We start from the raw sequence: 24511 nt of genomic DNA, 5'->3' as shown, positions 1-24511 counted from the left end.
CCCAATTCCGTAGATGCAATCAGCGATTTAAGCGACACCCGCCAGCGAATCCCTGCTATGCGGGTAGAGTCGAGGACGGGCGCGGTGGCATTGCCCCGTTTCCCGTCCCCGCTCATCAAACCGGACGTGCGGATTTCCCGCATCCGGCTTTCCGACTGGCTTCATCTCGCGGCTGTCGGCGGTGCGCCAATGTGCATCCGGCGCAACCGGAGCACGCCCAGTGTTAGCGCCGCTCTGAATCCGTAGGTATTTGCTGATGTCCCGGAGCAGCCTGAGGTCGGCGCAGCCGGAGCGGGCGTTTCGATCTGGTTTTGGAGGCGCAAGAAGAGAACGGGGCCGAAGGCCCCGTCTTCAGCCGGTATCACGGATTAGAACGGCAGTTCGTCGTCCGGGATGACCACCCATTCGGTTGGTGCCGATTGGCATCGCTGTCGCGCCGCGTCCTGGATGCGGGTTCCGTAGACACCCAGAATGATGTCGCGCATTTCGTCGACGAACTCGAAGATGGCGAGCGCTGCTTCGGGTGGCCAGCATGTCGGTATGCCGAATGGGATGGCGACCGGCAGACCGGGGTTGGGTCGCGGTTCGGCACAGAGCGGGCAAGGATGCCGGGATTGTTTGTGTCGCTTATGCTTGGTCATGACTTGCCGCCACGGCGCTGCTTGACCTTCCGCTCGGCGCGTTCCCTGGCTTCTTTCGCGCGATAGGAGTCACCCTCGATAGAGACCACCTCGGCGTTATGCATGAGGCGATCGACCATGGACACGACACAGGCGGCGTTGGGGAAGATCTCACGCCAGTCGGCGAAGGCGCGATTGGTGGTGACGACGGTGCTTTTCTGCTCGTAGCGGCGGCTGATCAGTTCGAACATCAGGTCGGCGTGGCGGTTGGAGTAAGACAGATAGCCAACTTCATCGATCAGCAATAACGCTGGGGCAACATAATGCCGCAACCGGCGGCGTAATGCGGCATCGCTGTCGAGCGAGGCCAGTTCACCGAGCAACTGGCCGGCGGTGGTGAACAGGACAGTATGACCGTGGATCACCGCCTCATGAGCAAGATTGCGGGCCAGGGTGGATTTGCCGACGCCGTTCGGGCCGACCAGTACGGCGTTGGTTGCGTCCTTGAGAAAGTCGAGGCTCATCAACGCCTCGAAGGTTCCCCGGTCGATCGCGGTGGGCCAGTTCCAATCGAAGTCGCACAACGGTTTGAAGCGGCCGATGTGGGCACCCTGAAGGCGACGTTCGAGACTGCGCCGGGCACGTTCATCCTCTTCCCAGCCGATGAGGACTTCCGGCCAGCCGGCGGCGGCGGCTTCGGACCAATGCGCCAGCAGGCCGTGCAGATGCAGGGCCTTGGCGCGTGGCTGCAAAGTGTCAGGGTTCTTCATGACCCACCTTCTTCAACTGGTCATAGATCTCAAGGGAATGTGCCCGCACGGCCCTGTCGCGCGCCTGGACATGCGCCGGCAGGGTGAGGGCAACCGGCGGGGCCTGCTGGCGGTCATCGCGGCGGCGTTCGAGCGCCAGGCGAACCGCGTTGGGATGGGGCACATCACGCTCAAGCGCCTCGATGATGGCGGCATCGAGTTGGTTCGCCCCGTAGCGCTCCAGCAACTGGACCAAAGTCACGGTGATGCTGCCGAGATTAGCGCCGCGTTCTGCCGCGCGGACCAGCAAGGTCCGGCTGGCCGGCGCGGCCTGTGCCAGGCGATCGGTCGCGCGGTGGCGGCGCGCCTGACGTTTCCACGCGACGAGCGCCTGGACATGCGCCGGCTCTTCGATTTGCTGGCCTTTGTCGAAACTGCGTGGATGGCTGGCGACGATCGCCTGGCCGTCGACAATGCGCAGCCGGTCGGGATCGGCCAGCACGGTCAGGGTCCGCCTTACGTAAGAGTGGGGCACGGAGTAATCGTTCAGGTCGAAGCGGACATAGGGTGTCTTACCGGCCTTGACGGCGACCTGCTCGACAACGGGATAGGGATTGTCAGGCAACGACAGCAGTCGCGGGGCTTCCTCGGCGAAGACCTCGGCAACACTGCGGGTGTGGTCTTCCGGGCAGCGTCGATCGGCGGCCTGGCCGCGACACCAGGCGTCGGCCTGCGCATTGAGATCGTCCAGGTCGGTGAATGTGCGGGCGGCGAAGAACGCGTCCCGCACGAACCTTATGGCTCTTTCGACGCGACCTTTTTCGTTGCCGCGCGCCACTGCGACGGGACGAGGTTCGTAACGATAGTGCCCGGCGAAGTCGAGCAAGGCCGGGTTGAAGCGGATCGCCTCGCCTTGCCGCTCCAGCACAGCGCTGCGCTGCGCTGCGCAGGTTGTCGTACAGAATGACCCTCGGGATGCCGTTCCATGCGGCAAACGCGCCGAGATGGCCGCGCAGGAAGTTCTCCGTGCAGGCGTCGAGGCAGAAGCGCAGAAAGATGTGCCGCGAGAAGCTGAGCACCAAGACAAAGGCCATCAAGGGACGACGCGCGCGGCCAATCACCAGATGACCGAAGTGGGCCCAGTCGCATTGCGCCTGCTCGCCGGGCAGCGTGCGCAGGCGCAGATAGGCCTCTGCTGGCGGACGGGGCCGATGGCAGGCGATGATGGCGCGGAAACGACTTGGCCTGCCGCGATAGCCGCGCTCACAAACCATGGCGTGCAGGCGGCTGGCGGTCAGCGTCGGGAACTTGGCCAGCATCTCGCGGATGAACGGCAGATAGGGATCGATCTTCGATGGCCGCTGTGGCGCCCCGATGCGTGGCAGGCCGGCCTGGGCCAGTACCCGGGCGACGGTCTCGGGATGCACGCGCAACTGCCGGGCGATCGTTCCGATGCGCCACTTTTCGACATGGTAATAGCGCAGGATCTGCGCCTCGAGTTCAGGTGGAATAGTCATGATCGGGTCCTCTTCGCCTGTTCCGACGGACCCGATGCGGCAGGAAGCCTTGCCGCACATGGTCTGAACAACGCCGGCCACAACGCAGGCAGCACCATCGCTGCCCGCGTGCAGGCGACCGACTGTCCAGCGGCGATTGTTGCTCGACCACCACCACCACCACCGGGTCCGTGGCCAGCACAGCATCCGATCGATGCAGGAGTGAACCGTGATGCGTCACTTTATTTTGCCGCGCCCGGTAGCGGCGCGATCGTGCCGCATGTTTCACCCGGCCATGATGGCTCGCCTGGTAGCGCCGCCCCGCTGCATGCAGCGAACGTCGGCGCGCGTGCGGCGCACACTCGGCGCAGTAGATGTGGCCCCGGTCGCAATGGCTGCAAATGAGCGCCTGGGCACGACAACCTGGGTCCGCGCATAGAAACAGCCGGGCTTGCGGCAGACGATCGTGGTCGCAACCGCCGCTCCTGTCATGCGCCCGCCGATGGCGTGGACGCGCGCCGTCGCGACTGCGATGATGCCCCTGCAATCGTGCCTCTGCACGGTGTAGGGCACGGCGCCGAAGCAAAACTGCCCGGTGATGGATCGGCGCTGTGCCTGCCTTCCCAATTCCGGAAGGTCTACCGCATCACCCTCAAATATCCCGAGGCCAGACCCTTGGCTGGAGTGCCATCCCGGATTGTCCAGGTAGTCCACAGGAACCTCCCGCCCCTTCGCTTCGCTGCGCGCAAAAGGGCGCTCCGCTTCGGGGCGGGTCCCTCCTATGGACTACCTGGACAATCCGGAGCGCCGAAGCGCAGCACGGCCATCTGACGACGCTTCAGCAAGTAGCTACGGATTCTGACCGGCATCGACAGGGGGAAGCACCCAAACCCTGGCAGACCGCAGACAACACGCACGCCGCCACGCGCCCACCATCGCAGCAGTCTAGTTCAATCTTACAAATTCGCATGCCTGGGATTCCGTCCACACAGCTTGAGACTGACCGGAAACGGTATCGGAATCAAATCTGGTAAGGGTTAAGTCTTTGTAGACGTTGACCGGTCTCGCAGGTTGCGATTCGCTGGCTCTGCAACAAGACCGAGTGATTCGCGATGCCTTGGAACGAGACCGATCGAGAGAAATATGCGGTGATCGGCGAACGCTATGCAAGCGACCTGTCGGACGCGGAGTTCGCGTTGATAGCGCCGCTGTTACCCGCGCCCAAGCCATGTGGCCGCAAGCCGACCGATCCGCGTGTGATCCTGAATGCGCTGTTCTACCTGGTCCGCGCGGGGTGCCCGTGGCGCTACCTGCCGAAGGATTTTCCCCCGTTCACAACCGTTCAAAACCGCTTCTACGCCTGGCGCGACAGCGGGTTGTGGGAACAGATCGTCAGCGTCCTGGTCATGGCCGTTCGCGAAGCCGAGGGCAGGAAGGCGGTGCCGAGCGTCGTCATCGTCGACAGCCAGTCGGTCAAGACCACCGAGGCCGGAGGGGTCAAGGGTTACGACGCTGCCAAGAAGGTCAAGGGCCGCAAACGCCACATCGCCGTCGACACGCTCGGTTTACCGATCAAGTGCCAGGTCACCACGGCCGACGTGCAGGATCGCGACGGCCTTGTACCATTACTGAAAGCGGTCAGCCAGAAAAGTCCATGGGTGCAACTGGCCTTTGTCGATGGCGGATACGCCGGCGACGAAACCCGACGCGCCGCCTATGAGGCAACCGGTATCCGGCTCAGCGTCGTCAAACGCACAGACCGCGCCGTCAAAGGCTTCGTCGTGCTGCCAAAGCGGTGGATCGTCGAGCGGACCTTCGGATGGGCGAACCGTGCTCGACGCCTCGCCAAGGACTTCGAGACGTTGACGACCTCGTCGCAGGCTTGGTTCATGCTGGCCATGGGCTTCCTGCTCATCCGCAGGATCGCTCGAGATTGCCAGGCGATCGCTTGATTTCGAGTCAGGTTCTTAGAAAAATTGCGAGCGCGATATGGTTCAGATTTAATTAGACAGATCCAACATACTGTACCTCAAGGCAGATAGTTCCGCCACAGGGACCACCACGATCGGTCAAATGAGAAGTGCGTTCGCGCCAAGCCTGATTGATAGCGTAAGATAGGCCAAACTCCGCCGCCCCAAACGGGAATTGAGCAGGCCCCCCCTCAAGAAGAAGCACCTCGCCGCAAGAAACCTATCCCCTACCCCAACATAGCCTGCGCACAAGCATCCAAAATCGCGTCCGTATCCAGCCCATACTCCCGATACAGATCCGGAATATCCCCACTCTGCCCAAACCGGTCCGGCCCTAGCGGCACCACCCTCTGCCCCCGCACCGACCCCAACCAGGCATGCGTAGCCGGATGCCCATCCAGCACCGTCACCAAAGCCGCCCCCTGCGTCAGCGGAGCCAACAGCCGCTCTACCCAAGCCACCGCACTCCGGTCTCCACTGCGCCGGGCACGCATCGCCGCCAGCCACCCCGCATGCAGCCGATCCGGCGACGTAATCGCCAGCAACCCGGCCCCCGGTTCCTCCTCCCGCAGCACCTCAAAAGCCGCCTCAGCTTCCGGCGCCACCGGCCCCTGATACGCCAGCGCGATCCGCGCGCCCTCCGCCGGAGGCGCCACCCAATGCGCCCCCGCGATCACCGCCGCGGGATCCAGCGCCCGCTCATTCTGCTCCAGCGCCCGAGTAGACAACCGCAACCAAACCGCCGACCCATCCGGCCGCTGCATGAAGTCGAACGCATGCCGCAGCAACACTCCCAACTCATCAACATGCGAAGGCTCGAACGAAGCCAACCGATCCGCCGCCATCCCGATCAGCGGCGTGTTCACCGACTGATGCTGCCCCCCCTCCGGCGCAAGTGTCAGTCCCGAAGGCGTGGACACCAGCAAAAACCGGGCATCCTGGTAACAGGCATAAAGCAGCGCATCCAACCCCCGATTAACGAACGGATCATACACCGTCCCCACCGGCAAAACCCGAGCGCCAGACATCCCCGGAGCCAACCCTGCAGCCCCCAACAGCAGAAACAAATTCTGTTCGGCGATCCCCAACTCGATATGCTGCCCCTTTGGCGACATCCCCCAACGCTGCGCCGAGGCCAGCTTCGAATCCCGGAACACATCATTCCGCGTATGCCGATCGAAAATCCCCCGCCGGTTCACCCAAGGTCCCAAATTCGTCGAAACCGTAACATCCGGCGACGTCGTCATGATATGCGTGGCCAGGTCCTTAAATTCCCCCTGCCCCCGCCCGATCTCCGCCAGAATCTCCCCGAAACCACCCTGCGTCGACATCCGCCGCCCCGCCAGCCGGGGAATCGGCAACGCCGCCGGCACGAAAACCGAAGGCGCCGACAGCGTCCGTCCCTCCGGCGTCAGCAATGCCCCAAACGGACAATCCCGTAGAAACGCCTGAAGTTCCGCCTCCGGAACATCCAGCCCCTCGAACAGGTCCCATTCGTGTCCGGGCCGGATATTCATATCCCGCCGGAACTGTTCCATCTGTTCCTTGCTCATCAACCCGGCATGGTTGTCCTTATGCCCCGCGAACGGCAGCCCCATCCCCTTGATCGTATAGGCAATGAAACAAGTCGGCTGATCCCCATCCGCATCCGCCGCCCGCAAACACTCAATGACGGTCTCGATGTCGTGCCCACCCAGATTCGTCATCAGGGCGCCCAATTCATCGTCGGTCAGCTCATCGATAATGGCCCTGGCCTTCGACCGCCCTAGATCCGCCAGCAGAGTCTGCCGCCACGCCGCCCCGCCCTGGAACGTCAGCGCCGCGTAAAGACTGTTCGGGCAATCATCGATCCAGTCCCGCAACGCCTCCCCGCCCTCACGCGCAAACGCCGCCTCCAGCAGCCGGCCATATTTGATGGTAACGCAGTTCCAGCCCATGTCGCGGAACAGCCCCTCGATCCGCCCGAACAGCCGATCCGGCACCACGCTGTCCAGGCTTTGTCGGTTGTAATCCACGATCCACCAGACGTTCCGGACGTCGTGCTTCCAGCCCTCCAGCAGCGCCTCGTAGATATTCCCCTCATCCAACTCCGCATCGCCGCAGATCGCGATATGCCGCCCCGCCGGCAGATCCGTCCGCCCCAGCCCATGCAGCCGCGTATAATCTGCCATCAGCGCCGAGAAACTGGTCATCGCCACGCCCAGCCCCACCGACCCGGTGGAAAAATCCACCTCCGCCCCATCCTTCACCCGGGACGGATATGGCTGGATTCCGCCGAACTGCCGCAGACCCTCCAGCTTCTCCCGAGTCTGCCGTCCGAACAGATAGTTCATCGCGTGGAACACCGGTCCCGCATGCGGCTTCACCGCGATCCGGTCCTGCGGCCGAGCCACCTCCAGATACAGCGCCGCCATGATGGAGATGCACGACGCACAGGACGCCTGGTGCCCGCCGACCTTCAACCCGTCCCGATTGGGCCGGATATGGTTGGCGTTATGGATCATCCATGCCGACAGCCACAGCAGCTTGCGCTCAAGCTGCTTCAGGATCAGCACGTGCCGCGATTCAGGCGGCGCCAACGGTGTGATCGCTGTGATGGGCGCGTTCATAAGGGTCCTCCCGCCAATGTCGGCCAGTGCCCGTTCTCGCACCGTTCGACGCTGGAGTCATCAACGTCAGACAGCACCCTCCCCCGCGTACGCCGCCTCATCCAGCTACGACATGCGCATCAGCACATCCATCATGCGCTGGACCTGTTCGGGGCGACCGTCCCTCTGCATCCGGCTGACCGACCGGGGCACGATCTGCCACGACGCCCCGAACAGCGCCGTCGAATCACACACGGTGCGATATCCCCGGATCAGACTCCCGAACCGCCGACGCCACACATCGCGGCCTTGGCCGCCGCGGCCACTTCCTCGGCCGTCATCGTCCGCTGCGGCGTGGCCACCGACCATAGATGGCCGAACGGGTCCTCGATCAGGCCATAACGATCGCCCCAGAACATGTCCTGCACCGGCATCTTGATGGTCGCGCCCGCCTCGGCTGCCTGCTTCACCACCGCATCGGCATCCTTGACGATCAGGTGGATCGTAACAGGCGTGCCCTTCAACGACCGAGGTGACAGCATCCCATAAGCCGGGTTTTCATCCACCAGCATCACCGACGATCCGTTCACGAGGATCGAAGCATGCATCAGCTTCCCATCCGGCCCGGGCAGCCGCATCATTTCGGTCGCGCCAAACGCCGCCTTGTAGAACGCGATCGCATCAGCGGCGCCCGCACAGACCAGGTGTGGCGACAAGGCATGCATGCCCGCCGGCGCGGTTACGTTCGAGGTCTCGGTCATGGCGTGTTCTCCCTTGGTTTATGAGCATCAAACAACAGCCTGAAATACCGGCGCAGATGCTCGATACTGTCGCCGGCGATCGACGGATCGTCCTTGGCTTTCGCCAGGATGAAGGCTCCCTGCAGCACCACTTGGGTATGCAACGCGAGGCTCTTGGCCGTGATCCGCTCGGCCGTCGACCCACGAATCAGCGCCGCCAGATCGGCTTCCAACGTTTCCGCATGGCCCGCGATGCTGTCAAAACACGCATCCCGGATCGGGGGATTGGTCAGGAATGTCTCCTGCGCCATCGTGCCGACCAGGCAGGTGAATTCAGCCGTCGTCCCACGGATCAGCGCGGCCCGAAAATCCAGATACCCCATCACCCGATCAAACGGGTCGTCCGGCGCGTGATACGGGGCACCGGCGAACAAACCGCCGGTTGCCGTCGACCAATGGTCCGCCGCCGCGACGCCAAGATCTTCCTTGCTTTTGAAATGATGGAAGAACGCCCCCTTGGTCACCCCCGCGGCCGCACAAAGCTCGTCCACCGACGTCGCGTGATACCCCTTCTCCCGAATGACGCGCACAGCCGCATCCAGCAGTCGGGTCCGGGCGGTTTCAGGGGCGTGTGTCGTCATGCCACCATCACATACCAACCGGTTGGTATGTGTCAAGCCCCACCGAACCCGCCCTTCCCACCGACAAACGATTGATTTGTCCCATCAACCAAAGCACACTCGCACCATCACAGGTCTGCGAGCAGCGCATTGCACATGGCCCTAATCTTGCCTAACCAACACTGAGCCGAAGCGACGGGGAGTCCGCCTCTGATGTCCCAAGCCACCGCCGATCCACGGCTCATCGCCGCTCGGGTTGCCCCCAGGCGCCGCATGCGATTGTCCTGGACCGACCCCGTCTTCCGCTCGATCGTCTGGCAGATCGTCATCGTCGGCATCGTCGCCGTCATCGCCTGGTACTTCATCCACAACACCAACCAGAACCTCGCCGCCCGCCACATCGCCACCGGCTTCGGCTTTCTCGACCGCGTCGCCGGCATCCCGATCGGCGAGCACCTCCTGCCCTACGACCCCGCCGTGAACACCTACGGCCGAGCGCTGCTGATCGGCGTGCTGAACACCCTGCAGGTGGCGGTGATCGGCGTCGTCCTGGCCACCATCCTGGGCACCCTGATCGGCATCGGCCGCCTGTCGAAAAACTGGCTGCTGGCAAGGCTGACCGGGTTCTACGTCGAAACCTTGCGCGACATCCCGCTGCTGCTGCAATTGCTGTTCTGGTACACCATCCTCCAAGGCCTGCCCGGCCCCAAACAAGCCTTCCACCTCGGCCACATCGCCTTCCTGTCCAACCGAGGCCTGAAGCTTCCCGAAATCGACTGGCAGCCCGCCCACACGGCGGCTGTGCTGGTCTTCATCGCCGGTGTCGTCGGCACGATCCAGTGGAACCGCCGAGCCCGCCGCCAACAAGACGCCACCGGCGTCCGCCCCGCCGTCTGGCCCGTCGCCCTGGCCCTGCTGATCGGCCTTCCCGTCGCCGTCTGGGCCACCCTGGGCGCACCCTTCAACCCCGAGCTCCCCGTCCTCCGAGGCTTCAACTTCCAGGGCGGCGGCACCGTCAGCCCCGAATACTTCGCCCTTCTGCTTGGTCTGGTGACCTACACCGCCTCCTACATCGCCGAGATCGTCCGCTCCGGCATCCAGGCTATCCCGCAAGGCCAATGGGAAGCCGCCGGCGCACTGGGCCTTCGCCCCGGCCACGTGCTGCGCCAAATCATCCTGCCCCAGTCGCTGCGCGTCATCATCCCGCCGATGACCAGCCAATACCTGAACCTGACCAAGAACAGTTCCCTGGCCGTCGCCATCGGCTTCCAGGACGTCGTCTCCATCGCCAACACCACGCTGAACCAGACCGGTCAGGCCATCGAGGGCATCGCCATCATCATGGCCGTCTACCTCACCATCAGCCTGTCCATCAGCCTGTTCATGAACTGGTACAACGCGCACATCGCGCTGGTGGAGCGCTAAGCCATGAGCCAAGCCAGCACCACCGCCGGCCACGTGCCAACGCCCGCCCGGGATCAGCTTAAAGTCGCCGCCCTTGGCCCCTGGGCCTGGCTGCGCACCAACCTGTTCGGCTCCACATGGTCCACGGCGGTCACCCTGGCGCTGGGCTACGTGATCGTCCGCGTCGTGTTCGGCCTGTTCGAATGGGGCATCGTCCACGCCGTCTGGCACGTCCCTTACGGCCCCACCGGCATCCCCGACACCACGGTCTGCCAGAAAGCCGCCGGCATCGGCGCCTGCTGGGCAGTCCTGGCGGACAAATACCGCCTGATCCTGTTCGGCCGGTATCCGTACGATGAGCAATGGCGCCAGGCCATCGTCGTGCTCCTGTTCATCGGCCTCTACATCGTCTCCGGCATGCGCCGCTTTTGGCGCAAGGAACTGGTGCTGATCTGGATCGCCACCCTGACCGCCGTCGGCATCCTGATGTGGGGCGGCGTGTTCGGCCTACAGTTGGTCACCGAGGACTACTGGGGCGGCCTGCCCATCACCCTGATCCTGGCGACCTTCGGGGCCGCCTTCTCCTTCCCCCTTGCGGTTCTCATCGCCCTGGGCCGCCGCTCGACAAAACTGCCCGCCGTGAAAATGCTCTGCGTGCTCTACGTGGAGATCATCCGCGGCGTCCCCCTGATCGCCGTCCTGTTCATGGCCAGCGTCATGTTTCCGCTGTTCCTGCCCGCCGGCGTCAATATCGACAAACTGCTCCGCGCCCAGGTCGCCTTCATCCTGTTCGCCGGTGCCTACCTGGCCGAGGTCGTCCGCGCCGGCCTTCAGGCCCTGCCCAAAGGCCAGGCCGAAGCCGCCGACGCACTCGGTCTGAGCTACTGGAAAAAAACCGGTTTCATCATCCTGCCGCAGGCCCTGCGCCTGGTTATCCCGCCGCTGGTCAACACCTTCATCGGCTTCTTCAAGGATACGTCGCTGGTGCTGATCATCGGCCTGTTCGACCTGCTGACCATGGGCAAGGTCGCCCTCAGCGACCCCCCCTGGCAAAGCTTCTCCACCGAGGTCTATATCGGCCTCGCCGCCATCTACATCGCCTTCTGCTTCGCCATGTCGAAATACAGCCGAAGCCTGGAGCGTGACCTCAACCGCTCTCGCACCCGCTGACGGAGACACGTTTAGAATGAGCCAAACAATGAGCCTGTCCGGCCCGCCGGCGATCGTGCTGGACAAGGTGAACAAATGGTACGGCACCATGCACGTGCTGCGCGACGTCTCCCTGACGGTGGCCGAGAAAGAACGTGTCGTCGTTTGCGGTCCGTCCGGTTCCGGCAAATCCACCATGATCCGCTGCATCAACCGCCTGGAGACGCACCAGGAGGGCAGCATCATCGTCGATGGCACCGAACTGACCGACGACCTGCGTGCGCTCGACACCATCCGGCGAGAGGTCGGGATGGTGTTCCAGTCGTTCAACCTGTTCCCCCACCTGACGATCCTGGAGAACTGCACGCTCGCCCCGATCTGGGTTCGCAAAATGCCCAAGGCCGAGGCGGAAGCCCTCGCCATGAGCTATCTCGAACGCGTCAAGATCCCCGAGCAGGCGAAAAAATACCCCGGCCAACTATCCGGCGGCCAGCAGCAGCGCGTCGCCATCGCTCGGGCGCTGTGCATGAAGCCCAAGATCATGCTGTTCGACGAACCCACCAGCGCGCTGGACCCCGAAATGATCAAGGAGGTCCTGGACACCATGATCGGCCTCGCCGACGACGGCATGACCATGGTCTGCGTCACCCACGAAATGGGTTTCGCTCGGCAGGTCGCTCACCGCGTGGTGTTCATGGACCGCGGCGAGATCGTCGAAAACGGCCCGCCGAACCAGTTGTTCGAAAACCCGCAGACGGACCGGTTGAAACTGTTCCTGAGTCAGATTCTGCGGGGACACTGATTACACGGCAGCCCCCAGACCCTGTGTCAACACCGGTTTCTGGCTCGTCATGGCCGGGCGTGTCCCCATTGGCATCAGGATAAGCGGTGGGCTGAGAATCATTTCACCAGCCATTGCGTTGCCTGACCGTCATGGCCGGGCGTGTCCCGGCCACCCGCGATTTTGTCTCGATCCCGTATAGGAAATCGCGCACCATCAATCCGACCCGCTCAGTATTCCTGGCGTGTCGGCCGGAACAGGATTTCGTTGATATCCACATCATCCGGCTGGCTCATGGCGAACACCACCGTGCGTGCAAACGAGTCAGCGGGGATCGCGGTTTCGTAGACCTTGCGGACCCGTTCGGCGATATCGGGCTCGCTTGTGCTATCCGGCAGTTCCGTCGCCACCGCGCCCGGCGAGATGATCGTCGTGCGGATGTTGTAGGGCTTCACCTCCTGCCGCAGTCCCTCGGACAGCGCCCGCACGGCATGCTTGGTCGCCGCATACACCGCGAAACCCGGCCCGACCTTATGGCCGGCCACCGATGAAACGTTGATGACGTGACCGGACTTCTGCCGCTGCATATATGGCAGCGCCGCGGCAATGCCGTACAGCACGCCCTTGATGTTCACATCGATCATCCGATCCCACTCATCGACCTTCAGCCGCTCGAGCGGTGCCTGTGGCATCACGCCGGCATTGTTGATCATGACATCGATCCGTCCATATGTCTGGACAGCAGCATCCACCAGCCGCTTCACCTGCGCTCGGTCGGTGACCTCCGTCGTCACGGCGAGCGCCTTGTCGTCGCCGCCCAAATCACGAGCCAGCGTCTGAATGCGATCCTGACGCCGAGCCCCCAGCACAACCCGAGCACCCTGTGCCGACAGCATGCGGGCGGTCGCCTCGCCCAACCCGCTGCTCGCGCCCGTAATAACGACGACTTTTCCTTCGATATTGTTACTCACTGATCCACATCCTACTTCCATTAAAGCCCGGTCATCCGTTCCAGGAATTCCGGGTAGCGCTCGCCCTGCACAGCGATCTTCGCCGCGGCACTCTCGATCTCATCCATATCGGCAGCAGTCAGCGTAACGGCCGCCGCGCCGATATTCTCTTCCAGCCTATGCTGCTTCGTGGTGCCCGGGATCGGAACAATCCACGGCTTCCGGACCAGCAGCCAAGCCAGAGCGATCTGTGCCACTGTCGCCTGCTTGCGTGCCACGATCTCGGTCAGCATCGCGACCAGGGCAAGGTTCGCCGTCCGTGTTTCGGCCGAAAACCGGGGAATCCGGCTGCGCAGATCCGAAGTGCTGAACGTCGTGCTTTCGTCGATCTTTCCGGTCAGGAAACCCTTTCCGAGTGGACTGAAGGGAACAAAACCGATGCCGAGTTCCTCGAGCGCCGGCAGCACCTCCGCTTCCGGACGCCTCCACCACAGCGAGTATTCACTCTGGACCGCCGTCACCTTCTGCACCGCATGGGCGCGGCGGATCGTCTGCACGCCCGGTTCCGAGAGCCCAAAATGCCTGACCTTGCCTTGCTGGATCAAATTCTTCACGGCACCGGCTACGTCCTCGATAGGCACATTCGGATCGACTCGGTGCTGGTAGAAAAGATCGATCACGTCGATCCGCAGGCGCTTCAGGGATGCCTCGGCGACTTGCTTGATGTGATCCGGTCGGCTGTTGACGCCACTGCGGCGCGGCTCCGCTGGATTGATGTCATGGCCGAACTTCGTTGCGATCACCACCTGGTCACGCACCGGCGCCAACGCCTCACCGACAAGTTCCTCGTTGAGGAACGGCCCGTAGACTTCGGCGGTATCGAAAAAGGTCACGCCCCGCTCGACCGCCGACCGGATGATCGGAATCATCTCGTCCCTATCAGGGTTTTGTCCGTAGGAATTGGTCATTCCCATGCAACCCAGCCCGATAGCAGAGACCTCCAGGCCACTGTCGCCAAGTTTACGCTTCTGCATTGATTTCCATCCTTCCCGATGCCGCTCAGCGCGGCACGATCCTGATCGTCGTCGACCGGGCCTCGGCATTCGTCACCGAAGCCACGTATTGGGCGCCATGCCGACGATACTTGGTACGGTAGGCAGCATCGATTGCGTCGCCGGCGGCAGGATCGGCGTCCTCAAAGAGAACGTCTTTTCCGACACCACCGGCATCGATACGACCCTCATGCCGAACCTGGACACCGCGAAACCAGCCGGCACCCCGCCCGTAGGCCGATCGCACATAAACATCGCCACCGACCCGAACCGCCCAGATGATCACCGGCTTTCGCAACGTTCCATCGCGCCGAACCGACGCGATCGCCAGTTCGTCCGCCCCGCCGATCCGGTCCAGTTCCTCAATCGTCCACATCTCGCTTCAGCCTTTCGTAGATCCGGCCTGGTATTGTTCGTCGCTGACCTTTTCCATCCAGTCCACGACTTTGCCGTTCAGCGCTTCCTGAATGGCGATATGGGTCATGCCCGTCGTCGCCGTGGCCCCGTGCCAGTGCTTTTCCGCCGGCGAGAACCACACCACATCGCCCGGCCTGATCACCTCGACCGGTCCGCCCTCCCGCTGAACCCAGCCGCAACCGGCCGTGACGATCAGCGTCTGACCCAGCGGATGCGTGTGCCATGCGGTCCGGGCGCCCGGCTCGAACGTGACGCTCGCGCCGGCAACGCGGGCCGGCTCCGGCGCACTGAACAACCGGTCGACCCGCACCCGTCCGGTGAAATAGTCGTCCGGGCCTTTGCCGGAAGGTTCGGAACCCGCTCGCCTGATTTCCATCGCCCATCTCCATGGTTTGCCGATGCTTCCCCATCTAAGAGGCGCCGCGCTCTGGGATTAGGTGCTGGAATCTGCATGAACCTATAAGCTAGACTTCTGAATGCCCCGTACCGACCTCAACGACATCGTGGCTTTCCTCGCCGTGGCGCGCGAACGCAGCTTCACCCGAGCCGCCGCGAAACTGGGGGTTTCACAGTCGGCGCTGAGCCAGACGGTCCGCGGGCTGGAAACCCGGCTCGGCCTGAGGCTGCTGACCCGCACCACCCGCAGCGTCGCACCGACCGAGGCGGGGGACCGTCTGCTCCGCGCCGCCGGACCGCGTCTGGAAGAAATCGACGCCGAACTGACCGCGCTCACTGCGCTGCGCGACAAACCCTCCGGCACCATCCGCATCACCGCGCACGACCATGCCATACGCGCCGTCCTCTGGCCCGCCCTCGAAACGCTTCTGCCGGCCTACCCGGATATCAAGGTGGAGGTCGTCATCGACTACGGACTAACGGATATCGTCGCCGAACGTTATGACGCCGGCGTCCGATCCGGTGAGATGGTTGCGAAAGACATGATTGCTGTGCGCATCGGCCCGGACATGCGTTCGGCGGTGGTCGGTGCACCATCATACTTCGCCGGACGGCCCAGACCGAAGACACCGCGCGACCTGACAGCCCACACCTGCATCAACCTGCGCCTGCCCACCCACGGTGGCCTGTACGCCTGGGAATTTCAGAAGGGAAAGCACGAACTGAAGGTCAGGGTGGAGGGCCAGCTCATCTTCAACGGCACCACCCCGATGCTGGACGCGGCACTCGCCGGCTTCGGCCTGGCCTACGTGCCGGAGGATGCCATTCAGACGCACCTAGCCACCGGCCGACTCATCCAGGTGCTTGCCGATTGGTGCCCGCCTTATCCGGGCTACCATCTCTACTACCCCAGCCGCCGCCAACCCACGCCAGCCTTTGCTCTGGTGGTCGAGGCGCTGCGATACCGCGGCGACGCTTAAGAACACAAAAAACGAAGCGGGACCCAGGCAATCCCCGGGCCCCGTTCCATGGCGTTAACGAACCTGCAGCGTCACCCCGCCGGAACTGTCGCGATCCGCCTTGTGCTCCTCATGGTGGGCCGCATGGAAATCCTGATGCGCCGCCGCCTTGTCCTGCTCCGCGGCCGAATAATTACCCACCGCCGCGTTCGCCCGCGCGGCGTCCATGTTCTGATGCCCCGCCGAACGAGCCTGATCGGACTGGTATTCATGCGCCGCGGCAGCACCATTGTTCGGTGTGGTGATCACCACCTGCGCCATCGCCGGACCAGCCGCGAGCAACCCCGCCATCGCCACGATATAACCCATTCGCATAGCAATACTCCTGTTGCCGTTGATGAAAAGCCTGGACGTCTTGTAACGAGTCCAAGCTGGTCATCGTTCCGGGCAATCAGGTGGTAAGATCGTGGCAACCCGGCGACATCGCGCGCTCGTGTTTATGTCGCACCGATAGGCCGAGGCGCTACCAGCCGCCTAACCCCGCCCCTCGCCAATCCCCGGCAGATCGCCGGTCATTCCCGCCAGCACCTCGGCCACATGTCGCACGTGCACCGTCGAACCCTCCCGCCGCAGCCGCCCGGCGATGTTCAGCAGGCACCCCAGATCACCGGCCAGCACCGTATCCGCGCCTGTGGCCACAATGTCCTTCGTCTTGTCCGACACCATTCGCACCGAGATATCCGGGTATTTCACACAAAACGTCCCGCCGAACCCGCAGCAGATCTCCGGTTCGGTCATCTCGACAACCTGTGCCCCAGCAGCAGCCAGCAGATCGCGCGGCTGCTGCTTGATCCCCAGCTCTCGCAACCCCGAGCAACTGTCGTGATACGTGACCACGCCGCCGAACGCCGTCCCGGTGTCGCGAACGCCCAGCACGTCAGTCAGAAACCCCACCAGCTCGTACACCCGGGACGCCATCGCATCCGCCACCGCCCGCAGATTGGGATCGTCGTCGAACAGATGCGGCAGATGATGCTTCAACATCCCCGCGCACGACCCCGACGGCGCAACCACGTAATCATACCCGCGGAACGCCTCGACGATTCCCACCGCCAGGTCACGCGCCGTCTTCCGGTCACCGGAATTATACGCAGGCTGCCCGCAACAGGTCTGCGCCCGAGGCACCTCCACCTGGCACCCGGCCCGCTCCAGCAGCTTGATCGCTGCGAATCCGACCGAAGGCCGGTGCAGATCGACCAGGCAGGTCACGAACAGACCCACCCGAGGCTTCGTCTCAGTCATCAAAGTATCCTGGTAAGATCAGCCGCTGCGCGCCGCGACCAGCCGCCAGGTCGGATCCTGCTGCGACAAATCACGCTCGAACGTCCACAGATCGGTGATTTCCGTCACGGCATCGGCGCCCGTCAAGGGCTTGCCGTTGGCATCGTGGGTGTAGCTGACCTGATCCGACACGATCTTCACCGTTACCGATCCGACACGCCCCTTCAGTTCCGCCGCATCGATGCTCAGATGCTGCATCGACTTGACCTCGGAGACCTGGGTCTCGCCGGCCTTCTCCCGAGCACTGATCGCCTGCTCGAACGCGCTGTAGGTGTCGTCCGACAGCAACGCCCGCAACCCGACCCGGTCGCCGGCGGCGAACGCGGCAACGATCATCCGGAACGCCTGATCCGCCCCTGCCAGGAACCGGGCGGGATCGAACGTAGGATCCAGCGTCCGCATCTGTGCCAGCGCCTGCCCGGTCGGCGACGCCGTGTCCGGCATCGGCTGCACGGCAGCCGGCTGCGGCGGTTCGGCCTTGGCCTCGATAATCGGCCCGCCCACCGGACGCAACGGCACCGGCTGAACCGGCGGCGCCTGACGCTCGAACCCCTGCCGCTTGCCCAAAATGCTTCGCAGCCGCAGGACCAGAAAGGCCGCGATCATCCCAAACAGAACCAGATCAACCGGAAATCCGCCGCTCGCACCCATACCACACGCTCCTTATCCCTCCACAGATAGGCGCGAGCAGGGGCCATGACAAACGAAACCCGGACGAATTGCCCCGAACCGCCTCATTTGCCGCACTTGCCGCCCGATCGGACCGCCTGTATGGCCGTTCCATGATCCTGCTGCGTCATGGCCAGAGCGAATTCAACCTGCATTTCGGCGCCACCCGCCGCGACCCCGGCATCATCGACCCGCGCCTCACCCCGCTCGGTCACACCCAGGCACAGGAAGCCGCCCAACAACTGGTGGGGCAGGGAATCGAACGCATCATCGTTTCCCCCTACACCCGAGCCCTGCAGACCGCCCACCCGGTCGCCGAGGCGTTGAACGTCCCCGTCACCATCGACCCGATCGTACGGGAACGCTTCGCCTACGCCTGCGACATCGGCTCCCCTCGCACCGATCTGGAACGCGATTGGCCCGGCCACGATTTCGCCCGGATCGAAAACATCTGGTGGCCCGCCGAGGAAGAACCCGAACACGCCATCGTCGATCGCGCCGCCCGCTTTCGCACTGGCCTGGCACAGCGTCACGATTGGGCGAACACCCTGGTGGTCAGCCATTGGGGCTTCATCCTCAGCCTGACCGGCCAAAGCGTGACCAACGGCCAATGGCTGCGCTGCGACCCCACCGAACCCGCGCCCGAACGCCTGACGTGGCGCGCGTGACACGTTCGCGAACCCGGAAACCCGGTGGCATTTGCGGAACAATCGTGCTACCCGGCCTGCCTTCGCCGAAGCGAAGCTGCTTCGGCTTCCCGCAAGCAGGCGTGTCCTAATCGAACGCCGAAGACGGCGTGGTTTTTGCAACGGAGCCCGTAATGTCCGAGACAACTCCCGCCCCGCAGCCCACCGGCCAGCCGGCCCAGCCGCTGGTGGTCAACATCCAATACGTGAAAGACCTGTCCTTCGAGGTGCCGGGCGCCCCGCAGATCTACACCCAACTCAAGGCGCAGCCGCAGGTCAGCATCAACCTGGATGTGCAGGCCCGCCGCGTGCAGGAAGGCCAGAGCGTCTTCGAAGTCGCCATCGTCATCCGCGCCGAAGCCCACGACAACGCGGGACAGACGAACGGCCAGTCGGCCACCCCGCCGGCCACGGTCTTCGTCGCCGAACTGACCTATGCCGGCGTCTTCACCCTGAACGGCCTGCCCGACAACGCGATCGAGCCGGTTCTGCTGGTCGAATGCCCCCGCATCTTGTTCCCGTTCGCCCGCAACATCCTGTCCGACGTGACCCGCGACGGCGGCTTCCCGCCAGTCCTGCTGCAGCCGATCGATTTCGTGGCGCTCTGGCAGTCCCGCCGCAACCAGGCCGGCGCCGCCAACCCCGCCATCGCCTGACACCAACCGCCGCGCGTTCTGGCCGGCGCTCGCTGTTGTAGCCTTCGTCGTGGCCGGCGCAGGTCTCGCAGGCGCCAGGATAAGGGGTGGAGGACTGGCCAGTTCCTCCTCGTGTCATCACCGGGCTTGGCCCGGTGACCCACGACTTTCTACCCGGAACGCCCCATCAATTCCGTTCGAACGCCTGCTCCGTGATGTCCACCGCGGGCTCGTCCGCCGTGACCGCCAGATGCGAATCGCGCGGCACCGTCAGCGCCGCATCCAGCCGCCGTGCCCGCATCCCGGCCGCGAACGTGTTGCACGCCCTGCTCCACAGCTCGCCGATCGCGAACTCGGTCTGATAGACCCCGTCGGCCAGCCCATCGAACGCCGCATGACCGCCGGGCTCCATATACACCGCCAGCGCGACCGCCCCCGTCGCATCCCGCAACTTCACCACGACCGGCTGCACCGCGCGGTTGTCGATTTCCAGCGTCGCGCCGCCAGTAACGCGGTGTTCTAGCAATTCCCCGTCGGTCGGCGGCGATCCGGCGTTGTAGCCGCAATACGCCCGCCGAGCGGCCACCACATTGCCGGGTGTCAGATGGTCGGCGCTGATGAAGCCGTTGGCATGGTCGTTCATCGTCACTTCCAGCATGCCGCTCTGGCGGATCAGCCGGATCGCGTGCACGGAACTGAACGGCGGCATCCGGCCAACCGGAATCAGCGTGCCGTGTTCGGCATCCAGTCGCCACAGGATGGCCGGCGACGCGTTCGGAGCGACATAGAAATTGGGTACTCCGGCCAGCCGCACCGGCGCCGGGCCATACAGCACCGCCTGATGCGCGGTCGGCGACAGCGGTGCAACGATTGCCGCGTTGGGCGGGATATCATCGCGCACCGTCCGTGGCGGCGCCAGCAGATGCGTCGCTGCCTGATACACACACAGGCACAGGAACACCGCCAGCCCGATCCATAGCATCGTCGAAAGATCGAAAAAACCCGGCCGTTGCAGCACCCCTGCCATTACCGGTTCGGGCTGGACCGGACGAACCGGCCGCCGCACCACGATTTCCTCCGGCTCAAAGTCATCGTCGTTCGCCGCCTCGACGGCCCCGCGATCATAGGCCGAACGCCGCTCCGCGTTCGACAGCACATCATAGGCCTGCTTCACGGCGACGAACGCAACGGCGTTCCCGGTCTTCGGCACATCCGGATGCAACAGCCGGGCCTTCACGCGAAACGCCGTCACGATCTCCGCCCGACTCGCCGCCGGACTCAGGCCAAGGCGCGCGTAGTAGTCCTCGGGGTCCGCTCTTGTTCGGGGTGGCACCATGGGCTTTAGATGCTAGGTCCGGAATGTAGCGGCAAGATAGGCCGATCCGTATGCGAGGGAAACCTCGATATCCATGGCAGAAGATGACGGCACGTGCTCAGCCGTTCAGGGAGAATGCGTGCCCACAGGACAAAAAAGCGCCCTCCGCTGGGTGGCGCTGGTCATACTGCTGGCGGGCGGCTTCATGCCGCCGCTGGACTTCTTCATCGTCAACGTTGCCCTCTCGTCGATCCATGAGAGCCTGGGCGCAACGCCGGCCGAACTGCAACTGGTCATCTCGGGCTATGCCTGCGGCTACGGCGTTTTCCTGATCACCGGCGGCCGGCTGGGTGATCTGTACGGCCGCAAGCGCTGCTTTCTGATCGGCATGGCGGGCTTCTCGCTGGCCAGCCTGGGCTGCGGCATCGCCGCCACACCCATGCACCTGGTGCTCGCCCGCATCGTCCAGGGATCGGCCGCCGCGGTGCTGCTGCCGCAGGTCTTGGGCTCCATCAGGGCGCTGTTCCCCGAGGAACGTGCGCTGGCACGCGCCATGAGCGCCTATGGCATCATGATGGGCATGGCGGCCGCGATCGGTCAGTTCAGCGGCGGCGCGCTGATCCAGTGGAACCCCGCCGACCTGGGCTGGCGGACGATCTTCCTGCTGACGCTGCCGGTCTGCGCGATAACCCTGTTCCTCGGCTGGAAAGTGGTGCCGGAAACCGGCGGCGGCGCCAATGTCCGGCTGGACCTGGGCGGCGCGGCGCTGATCTCGCTGACCCTGGCCGCCATCGTCGTCCCCCTATCAGAGGGCCAGGGCCAGGGCTGGCCCGCCTGGGTGTTCGTCACCCTGGCCTGCGCGCCGTTCCTGACCGCCGCCTTCTTCCGCTACGAAGCGCGTCTGAGCCGTCAAGGCGGCATGCCGCTGGTCGATGTCGCTCTGCTGCGCATCCCCAGTTTCCGCCGCGGCGTACTGGTCGCCACGCTGTTCTTCTTCACCACCAGCTTCTACCTGCTGTTCGGGCTGTACCAGCAGGAAGGCCGCGGCATGGCGCCATTGCAGGTCGGTCTCGCCATCGTCCCCTACGGAGTCGGCCTGTTCTTCGGCCCCCTGATCAGCGCGCCGCTGGTCAGCCTGCGACCGAAACTGCTGTCGATCGGCATGGGCATCCAGGTCACCTTTTACACCGCGGTCGGCGCACTGGTGGCGGTCGGGATCGACGGCGCGATGCTGACCGGCGCCGTGTTCCTGGCCGGCCTGGGGCAGGGCATCGCCTTCCCGCGCCTGTTCGCGACGGTGCTGGGGGACGTCCCGGCGGCGCAAGGCGGCGTGGCGGCGGGCATCACCAATTCGGCGCTGCAAATCGGCGCGGCGATCAGCGTGGCCGCCATCGGCAGCCTGTTCTTCATGGTGCTGGGCGGGGGCACCGGGGAACGCGCCTACGCCCATGCCTTCTCCATCGCCCAGTGGGCCGCGACGGCCGGCCTGTTCCTGGCCATGCTGATCGCCATCCCGCCACGCCGACGTGGCATGGCACGTTGATGGCGTGACACATTGAGCATGATCGCTCGGGGGCGCCAGCGTTTCGTCGCCGCCAGCCAGGCTGACGAAACGCGAAAGGAATGTCCGAAGCGCGCGAATCATGCGATCAGACAAATAGCGGCATGGTTTCCTATAAACCGATCATCCCGTATGATTGCCGAGTACAAGAAAGTGCCCCTTGCGGCCCGAGCACGTGAATGAGTATGGAGCGTCGCATGCGAACCATTTCCGCCAACCCGCGCCTTGTCCGCTCCCTGCTGCTCGGAAGCACCCTGATTTTGCTGAGCGGCTGTAGCGGCGACAAGATCTCGCGCACCTTCGGCCTGACCCGGGACGCACCGGACGAGTTCACAGTCACAACCCGTGCGCCGCTGTCGATGCCGCCGGACTACAACCTGCGTCCGCCCCGTCCAGGCGCCCCGCGCCCGCAGGAACAAAGCGAGCGGCAGCAAGCCGAGGAAACGCTGGCGCCACAGACCGCGCTGGACCCGCCCGCGACCGGTCAGAGCCCCGGCCAGGAAGCCCTGATCCAGCAGGCCGGCCCGGCCGCCCCCAGCAACATCCGCAGCGAGGTCGATCGGGACGCGCACAACGCCGCGGACGACGACAGCTTCATCAACAAGGTGCTGTATTGGCGCAAGCCGGACACCGCACACGCCCAGGTCGACGCGCCGGCGGAAGCCCAGCGGCTGCGCCAGGACGCCGCATTGGGCCAGCCGCCGAACGTCGGCGACACCCCGATCATCAAGCGGGACAAGCAGGGTTGGTTCCGCAGCCTGTTTTCCTGGATGTAGGCCGCCCACCGGGTGACGACTGACGTCCACTTCGTCCAGGGCGGCGACGAACCGGTCCTGGCCGGGGTCGGCGGGGGAACGCTGTCCTGCGCCTGCGGCCATACGCTGATCGCGGGCTACGACGCGGATCGCGTGCTAGGCATCGGCATCCAATGCGCACGCTGCGGCACCGTGACCACCACACCACAGATGGCTCAGGGCGCATTGTCGCCGCCCGCGGTTCTGATCGCGGCCCCCTCAACGGAACCCCGGACAGTCCCCATGACGGTGGCACAGGGGATCACCGTGATCGGCCAGGCGGAAATGGACCGGCTGAGCGCCCTGTTCCGGCCCGTGACGCCCACTGACAACACGTACCGGATATCGCCCGAACGGCTGGACGAGGTCGCCGCGGCCTACGAACGCCATGTCGGCGATAAACTGCCCGCGGTGGCGATGGACCCGAACGAACCGTTCCGCGGCCTGCGGGATCACGCCCTTGGCTGGGCGGTGGAACATCTGCGCGCCGAAACGCGGGACCCGGCCTGGGCCGGCATCCAGAACGATGTGACTGCCATGGCGGCGCTGCACGTCGCGGGATTCCTGCATTTCGTGGCCACGTGGTCGCATCACCCGCGGTTTCCGGCGATGGCGGCCACGGCGGCCGATCGAGGCTGCTCCCTGCACGGGTTGGCGACGTTCGCGGCGGCGCATTCCCTCAACATGATGGGCAACCGGCTCATCTTTCCGCCGCCGCAGGGCTATCCGGGACGGATCGAGACCTTCGCCCTGCTGACCGGTTCCGCCAACGCCCTGCCGGTTCACGTCGATACTTTCGACCGGTTCGAGTTCCCGTTCGGCCAGCGCTGGGATCATGCGAATCTGCGCACAGCGGTTTCCGCGGCGATCGAGGCCGCCCAAGGCCGCATCAATCTCCGCAACCCCGGCCTTCTCTTGTTATCCCCCGGTTCGGCCTTGGGTGGCTACGACGCGGCGCTGCATCAGGCGATCGAGGCGGCGATGCTGTCCGTGGGCCGGAAAAATCGTGGGCTGATGGCGGTGGGCTCCATTCTGCTGCGCCAGCAGCCGACCCCGGACCCGGCCGCCGTCCGGTTCGGATACGGACTGATTCCAGTGGCCAATCGCCGCTATCAGGGCCAGACCCAGATCCGGGCCAGCTAAACCGCCGCCACACCGGTTTCTACACCAGCCGATTTTGCCGTTGACCCGTCGGCACCATCGTGCGGCCGCCTTGGCGCCGATCGCCGGATTTTCGTCGGCCAGCATGACGCAACTGTCGCCGATCTCGATCTCGGCATGCCCGATCCTGTCATCAGGCATCGGCAGACGCATCCGCTCCTTGGCGCCAAAGGCTTCCCCACACCACGCGAGCGCTCGGATGGCGCCATCGACGATGAGGCAGGGCGTCAAGGTGTGATAGCCGGACGGAACAGGTGATACGGGCATCGCCATCTACTCCATTAGATGGATCACAGTGCCAACTTGCCCCAAACTCCACCCCCATCATGTCTCAGTTTGAAAGACAAGGCGCGAAAAGTTGATGTGGCAGGTGACTTCTGCGGCCATGAAAGGCGTCCTAACGACTCCGAACTTGAATCCAACCCTTTGTATCAATATGCGGGACAAAACTCGGAAGA

The 24511-nt window shown here is 64.3% G+C and carries 26 protein-coding genes; 11 read left to right on the top strand and 15 right to left on the bottom strand.

Annotated elements, in window-relative coordinates:
• Nucleotides 1-368 precede the first annotated feature (368 nt).
• Genes GSQ89_RS08735 through GSQ89_RS38410 form a run of 3 tightly spaced genes read right to left on the bottom strand, consistent with a single transcriptional unit; the run spans nt 369 to nt 2255 of the window.
• Nucleotides 369-641 carry a hypothetical protein gene (locus GSQ89_RS08735; RefSeq protein ID WP_158924062.1) on the bottom strand — a complete coding sequence of 91 codons (273 nt, stop codon included), beginning with the start codon at nt 639-641 and terminating at the stop codon, nt 369-371.
• Nucleotides 638-1390, bottom strand: a complete 753-nt coding sequence (locus tag GSQ89_RS08730; RefSeq protein WP_158924060.1) for an ATP-binding protein — start codon at nt 1388-1390, stop codon at nt 638-640. The genes GSQ89_RS08735 and GSQ89_RS08730 overlap by 4 nt, the downstream gene beginning before the upstream one ends.
• Nucleotides 1377-2255: a Mu transposase domain-containing protein gene (locus tag GSQ89_RS38410; RefSeq protein WP_216856072.1), complete on the bottom strand. Its 879-nt coding sequence runs from the start codon at nt 2253-2255 to the stop codon at nt 1377-1379. The genes GSQ89_RS08730 and GSQ89_RS38410 overlap by 14 nt, the downstream gene beginning before the upstream one ends.
• Nucleotides 2256-2373: 118 nt before the next feature.
• Between GSQ89_RS38410 and GSQ89_RS38405 the strand changes: the two genes are divergently transcribed.
• Nucleotides 2374-3270 (top strand): hypothetical protein, encoded by an 897-nt coding sequence (locus tag GSQ89_RS38405; protein WP_216856071.1) that lies wholly within the window; start codon nt 2374-2376, stop codon nt 3268-3270.
• 707 nt (nt 3271-3977) lie between these two features.
• Nucleotides 3978-4817, top strand: coding sequence for an IS5 family transposase (locus tag GSQ89_RS08720; protein ID WP_158924059.1), 840 nt, complete (start codon nt 3978-3980; stop codon nt 4815-4817).
• Nucleotides 4818-5062: 245 nt separating this feature from the next.
• Here the strand turns inward: GSQ89_RS08720 and GSQ89_RS08715 are convergent, their stop codons facing one another.
• From GSQ89_RS08715 to GSQ89_RS08705, 4 genes are all read right to left on the bottom strand, one after another.
• Nucleotides 5063-7444: a 1-deoxy-D-xylulose-5-phosphate synthase N-terminal domain-containing protein gene (locus tag GSQ89_RS08715; protein WP_158924057.1), complete on the bottom strand. Its 2382-nt coding sequence runs from the start codon at nt 7442-7444 to the stop codon at nt 5063-5065.
• Between the two features lie 105 nt (nt 7445-7549).
• Nucleotides 7550-7678, bottom strand: a complete 129-nt coding sequence (locus tag GSQ89_RS39760; RefSeq protein ID WP_256367308.1) for a hypothetical protein — start codon at nt 7676-7678, stop codon at nt 7550-7552.
• 17 nt (nt 7679-7695) lie between these two features.
• On the bottom strand, nt 7696-8184 hold the full coding sequence (locus GSQ89_RS08710) for a VOC family protein (RefSeq protein WP_158924055.1): 489 nt from the start codon (nt 8182-8184) through the stop codon (nt 7696-7698).
• Nucleotides 8181-8804, bottom strand: coding sequence for a TetR/AcrR family transcriptional regulator (locus GSQ89_RS08705; protein ID WP_158924053.1), 624 nt, complete (start codon nt 8802-8804; stop codon nt 8181-8183). Before GSQ89_RS08705 ends, GSQ89_RS08710 begins: the two co-directional genes overlap by 4 nt.
• 192 nt (nt 8805-8996) lie before the next feature.
• Between GSQ89_RS08705 and GSQ89_RS08700 the strand changes: the two genes are divergently transcribed.
• The 3 genes from GSQ89_RS08700 to GSQ89_RS08690 are packed head-to-tail and all read left to right on the top strand — an operon-like array spanning nt 8997 to nt 12138.
• Nucleotides 8997-10208: an amino acid ABC transporter permease gene (locus tag GSQ89_RS08700; RefSeq protein WP_158924051.1), complete on the top strand. Its 1212-nt coding sequence runs from the start codon at nt 8997-8999 to the stop codon at nt 10206-10208.
• A 3-nt stretch (nt 10209-10211) separates the two neighbouring features.
• Complete coding sequence (locus GSQ89_RS08695; RefSeq protein WP_158924049.1) at nt 10212-11357, top strand: amino acid ABC transporter permease; 1146 nt, start codon at nt 10212-10214, stop codon at nt 11355-11357.
• Nucleotides 11358-11373: 16 nt separating this feature from the next.
• Nucleotides 11374-12138 (top strand): amino acid ABC transporter ATP-binding protein, encoded by a 765-nt coding sequence (locus GSQ89_RS08690; RefSeq protein WP_158924047.1) that lies wholly within the window; start codon nt 11374-11376, stop codon nt 12136-12138.
• Between the two features lie 209 nt (nt 12139-12347).
• Here GSQ89_RS08690 and GSQ89_RS08685 read toward each other — a convergent pair whose 3' ends face one another.
• From GSQ89_RS08685 to GSQ89_RS08670, 4 genes are read right to left on the bottom strand one after another with little or no spacing between them, the layout of a single operon-like run.
• On the bottom strand, nt 12348-13088 hold the full coding sequence (locus GSQ89_RS08685) for an SDR family oxidoreductase (protein WP_158924045.1): 741 nt from the start codon (nt 13086-13088) through the stop codon (nt 12348-12350).
• Nucleotides 13089-13108: 20 nt separating this feature from the next.
• On the bottom strand, nt 13109-14101 hold the full coding sequence (locus GSQ89_RS08680) for an aldo/keto reductase (protein ID WP_158924043.1): 993 nt from the start codon (nt 14099-14101) through the stop codon (nt 13109-13111).
• 25 nt (nt 14102-14126) lie between these two features.
• Entirely contained in the window at nt 14127-14495 is a 369-nt protein-coding gene (locus GSQ89_RS08675; RefSeq protein ID WP_158924041.1) for a DUF2255 family protein, read from the bottom strand.
• A gap of 6 nt (nt 14496-14501) precedes the next feature.
• Nucleotides 14502-14912 carry a cupin domain-containing protein gene (locus GSQ89_RS08670; protein ID WP_158924039.1) on the bottom strand — a complete coding sequence of 137 codons (411 nt, stop codon included), beginning with the start codon at nt 14910-14912 and terminating at the stop codon, nt 14502-14504.
• A gap of 100 nt (nt 14913-15012) precedes the next feature.
• Between GSQ89_RS08670 and GSQ89_RS08665 the strand changes: the two genes are divergently transcribed.
• Nucleotides 15013-15912 (top strand): LysR family transcriptional regulator, encoded by a 900-nt coding sequence (locus GSQ89_RS08665; protein WP_158924037.1) that lies wholly within the window; start codon nt 15013-15015, stop codon nt 15910-15912.
• Between the two features lie 54 nt (nt 15913-15966).
• Here the strand turns inward: GSQ89_RS08665 and GSQ89_RS08660 are convergent, their stop codons facing one another.
• From GSQ89_RS08660 to GSQ89_RS08650, 3 genes are all read right to left on the bottom strand, one after another.
• Entirely contained in the window at nt 15967-16266 is a 300-nt protein-coding gene (locus tag GSQ89_RS08660) for a hypothetical protein (RefSeq protein WP_158924035.1), read from the bottom strand.
• A gap of 159 nt (nt 16267-16425) precedes the next feature.
• Nucleotides 16426-17193 (bottom strand): (Fe-S)-binding protein, encoded by a 768-nt coding sequence (locus GSQ89_RS08655; protein ID WP_158924033.1) that lies wholly within the window; start codon nt 17191-17193, stop codon nt 16426-16428.
• An 18-nt stretch (nt 17194-17211) separates the two neighbouring features.
• Entirely contained in the window at nt 17212-17883 is a 672-nt protein-coding gene (locus GSQ89_RS08650; protein WP_158924031.1) for a Tim44/TimA family putative adaptor protein, read from the bottom strand.
• 131 nt (nt 17884-18014) lie between these two features.
• On the opposite strand from GSQ89_RS08650, the gene GSQ89_RS08645 reads away from it, so the two are divergent.
• Nucleotides 18015-18569 carry a histidine phosphatase family protein gene (locus GSQ89_RS08645; protein ID WP_158924559.1) on the top strand — a complete coding sequence of 185 codons (555 nt, stop codon included), beginning with the start codon at nt 18015-18017 and terminating at the stop codon, nt 18567-18569.
• Between the two features lie 152 nt (nt 18570-18721).
• Nucleotides 18722-19243 (top strand): protein-export chaperone SecB, encoded by a 522-nt coding sequence (gene secB / locus GSQ89_RS08640; RefSeq protein WP_158924029.1) that lies wholly within the window; start codon nt 18722-18724, stop codon nt 19241-19243.
• 166 nt (nt 19244-19409) lie between these two features.
• Here secB and GSQ89_RS08635 read toward each other — a convergent pair whose 3' ends face one another.
• On the bottom strand, nt 19410-20558 hold the full coding sequence (locus tag GSQ89_RS08635; RefSeq protein WP_158924027.1) for a J domain-containing protein: 1149 nt from the start codon (nt 20556-20558) through the stop codon (nt 19410-19412).
• A 118-nt stretch (nt 20559-20676) separates the two neighbouring features.
• Between GSQ89_RS08635 and GSQ89_RS08630 the strand changes: the two genes are divergently transcribed.
• From GSQ89_RS08630 to GSQ89_RS08620, 3 genes are all read left to right on the top strand, one after another.
• Nucleotides 20677-22080, top strand: coding sequence for an MFS transporter (locus tag GSQ89_RS08630; protein ID WP_158924025.1), 1404 nt, complete (start codon nt 20677-20679; stop codon nt 22078-22080).
• 215 nt (nt 22081-22295) lie between these two features.
• On the top strand, nt 22296-22874 hold the full coding sequence (locus tag GSQ89_RS08625) for a DUF3035 domain-containing protein (protein ID WP_158924023.1): 579 nt from the start codon (nt 22296-22298) through the stop codon (nt 22872-22874).
• Between the two features lie 12 nt (nt 22875-22886).
• Complete coding sequence (locus GSQ89_RS08620) at nt 22887-24035, top strand: hypothetical protein (protein ID WP_158924021.1); 1149 nt, start codon at nt 22887-22889, stop codon at nt 24033-24035.
• Nucleotides 24036-24511: the final 476 nt, after the last annotated feature.

The organism is Acidisphaera sp. S103 (assembly GCF_009765975.1).
In the GTDB taxonomy this organism is placed as follows: domain Bacteria; phylum Pseudomonadota; class Alphaproteobacteria; order Acetobacterales; family Acetobacteraceae; genus Rhodopila.
The sequence above is the reverse complement of the archived record's forward strand: the minus strand, read 5'-3'. Positions and strand labels throughout refer to the sequence as shown.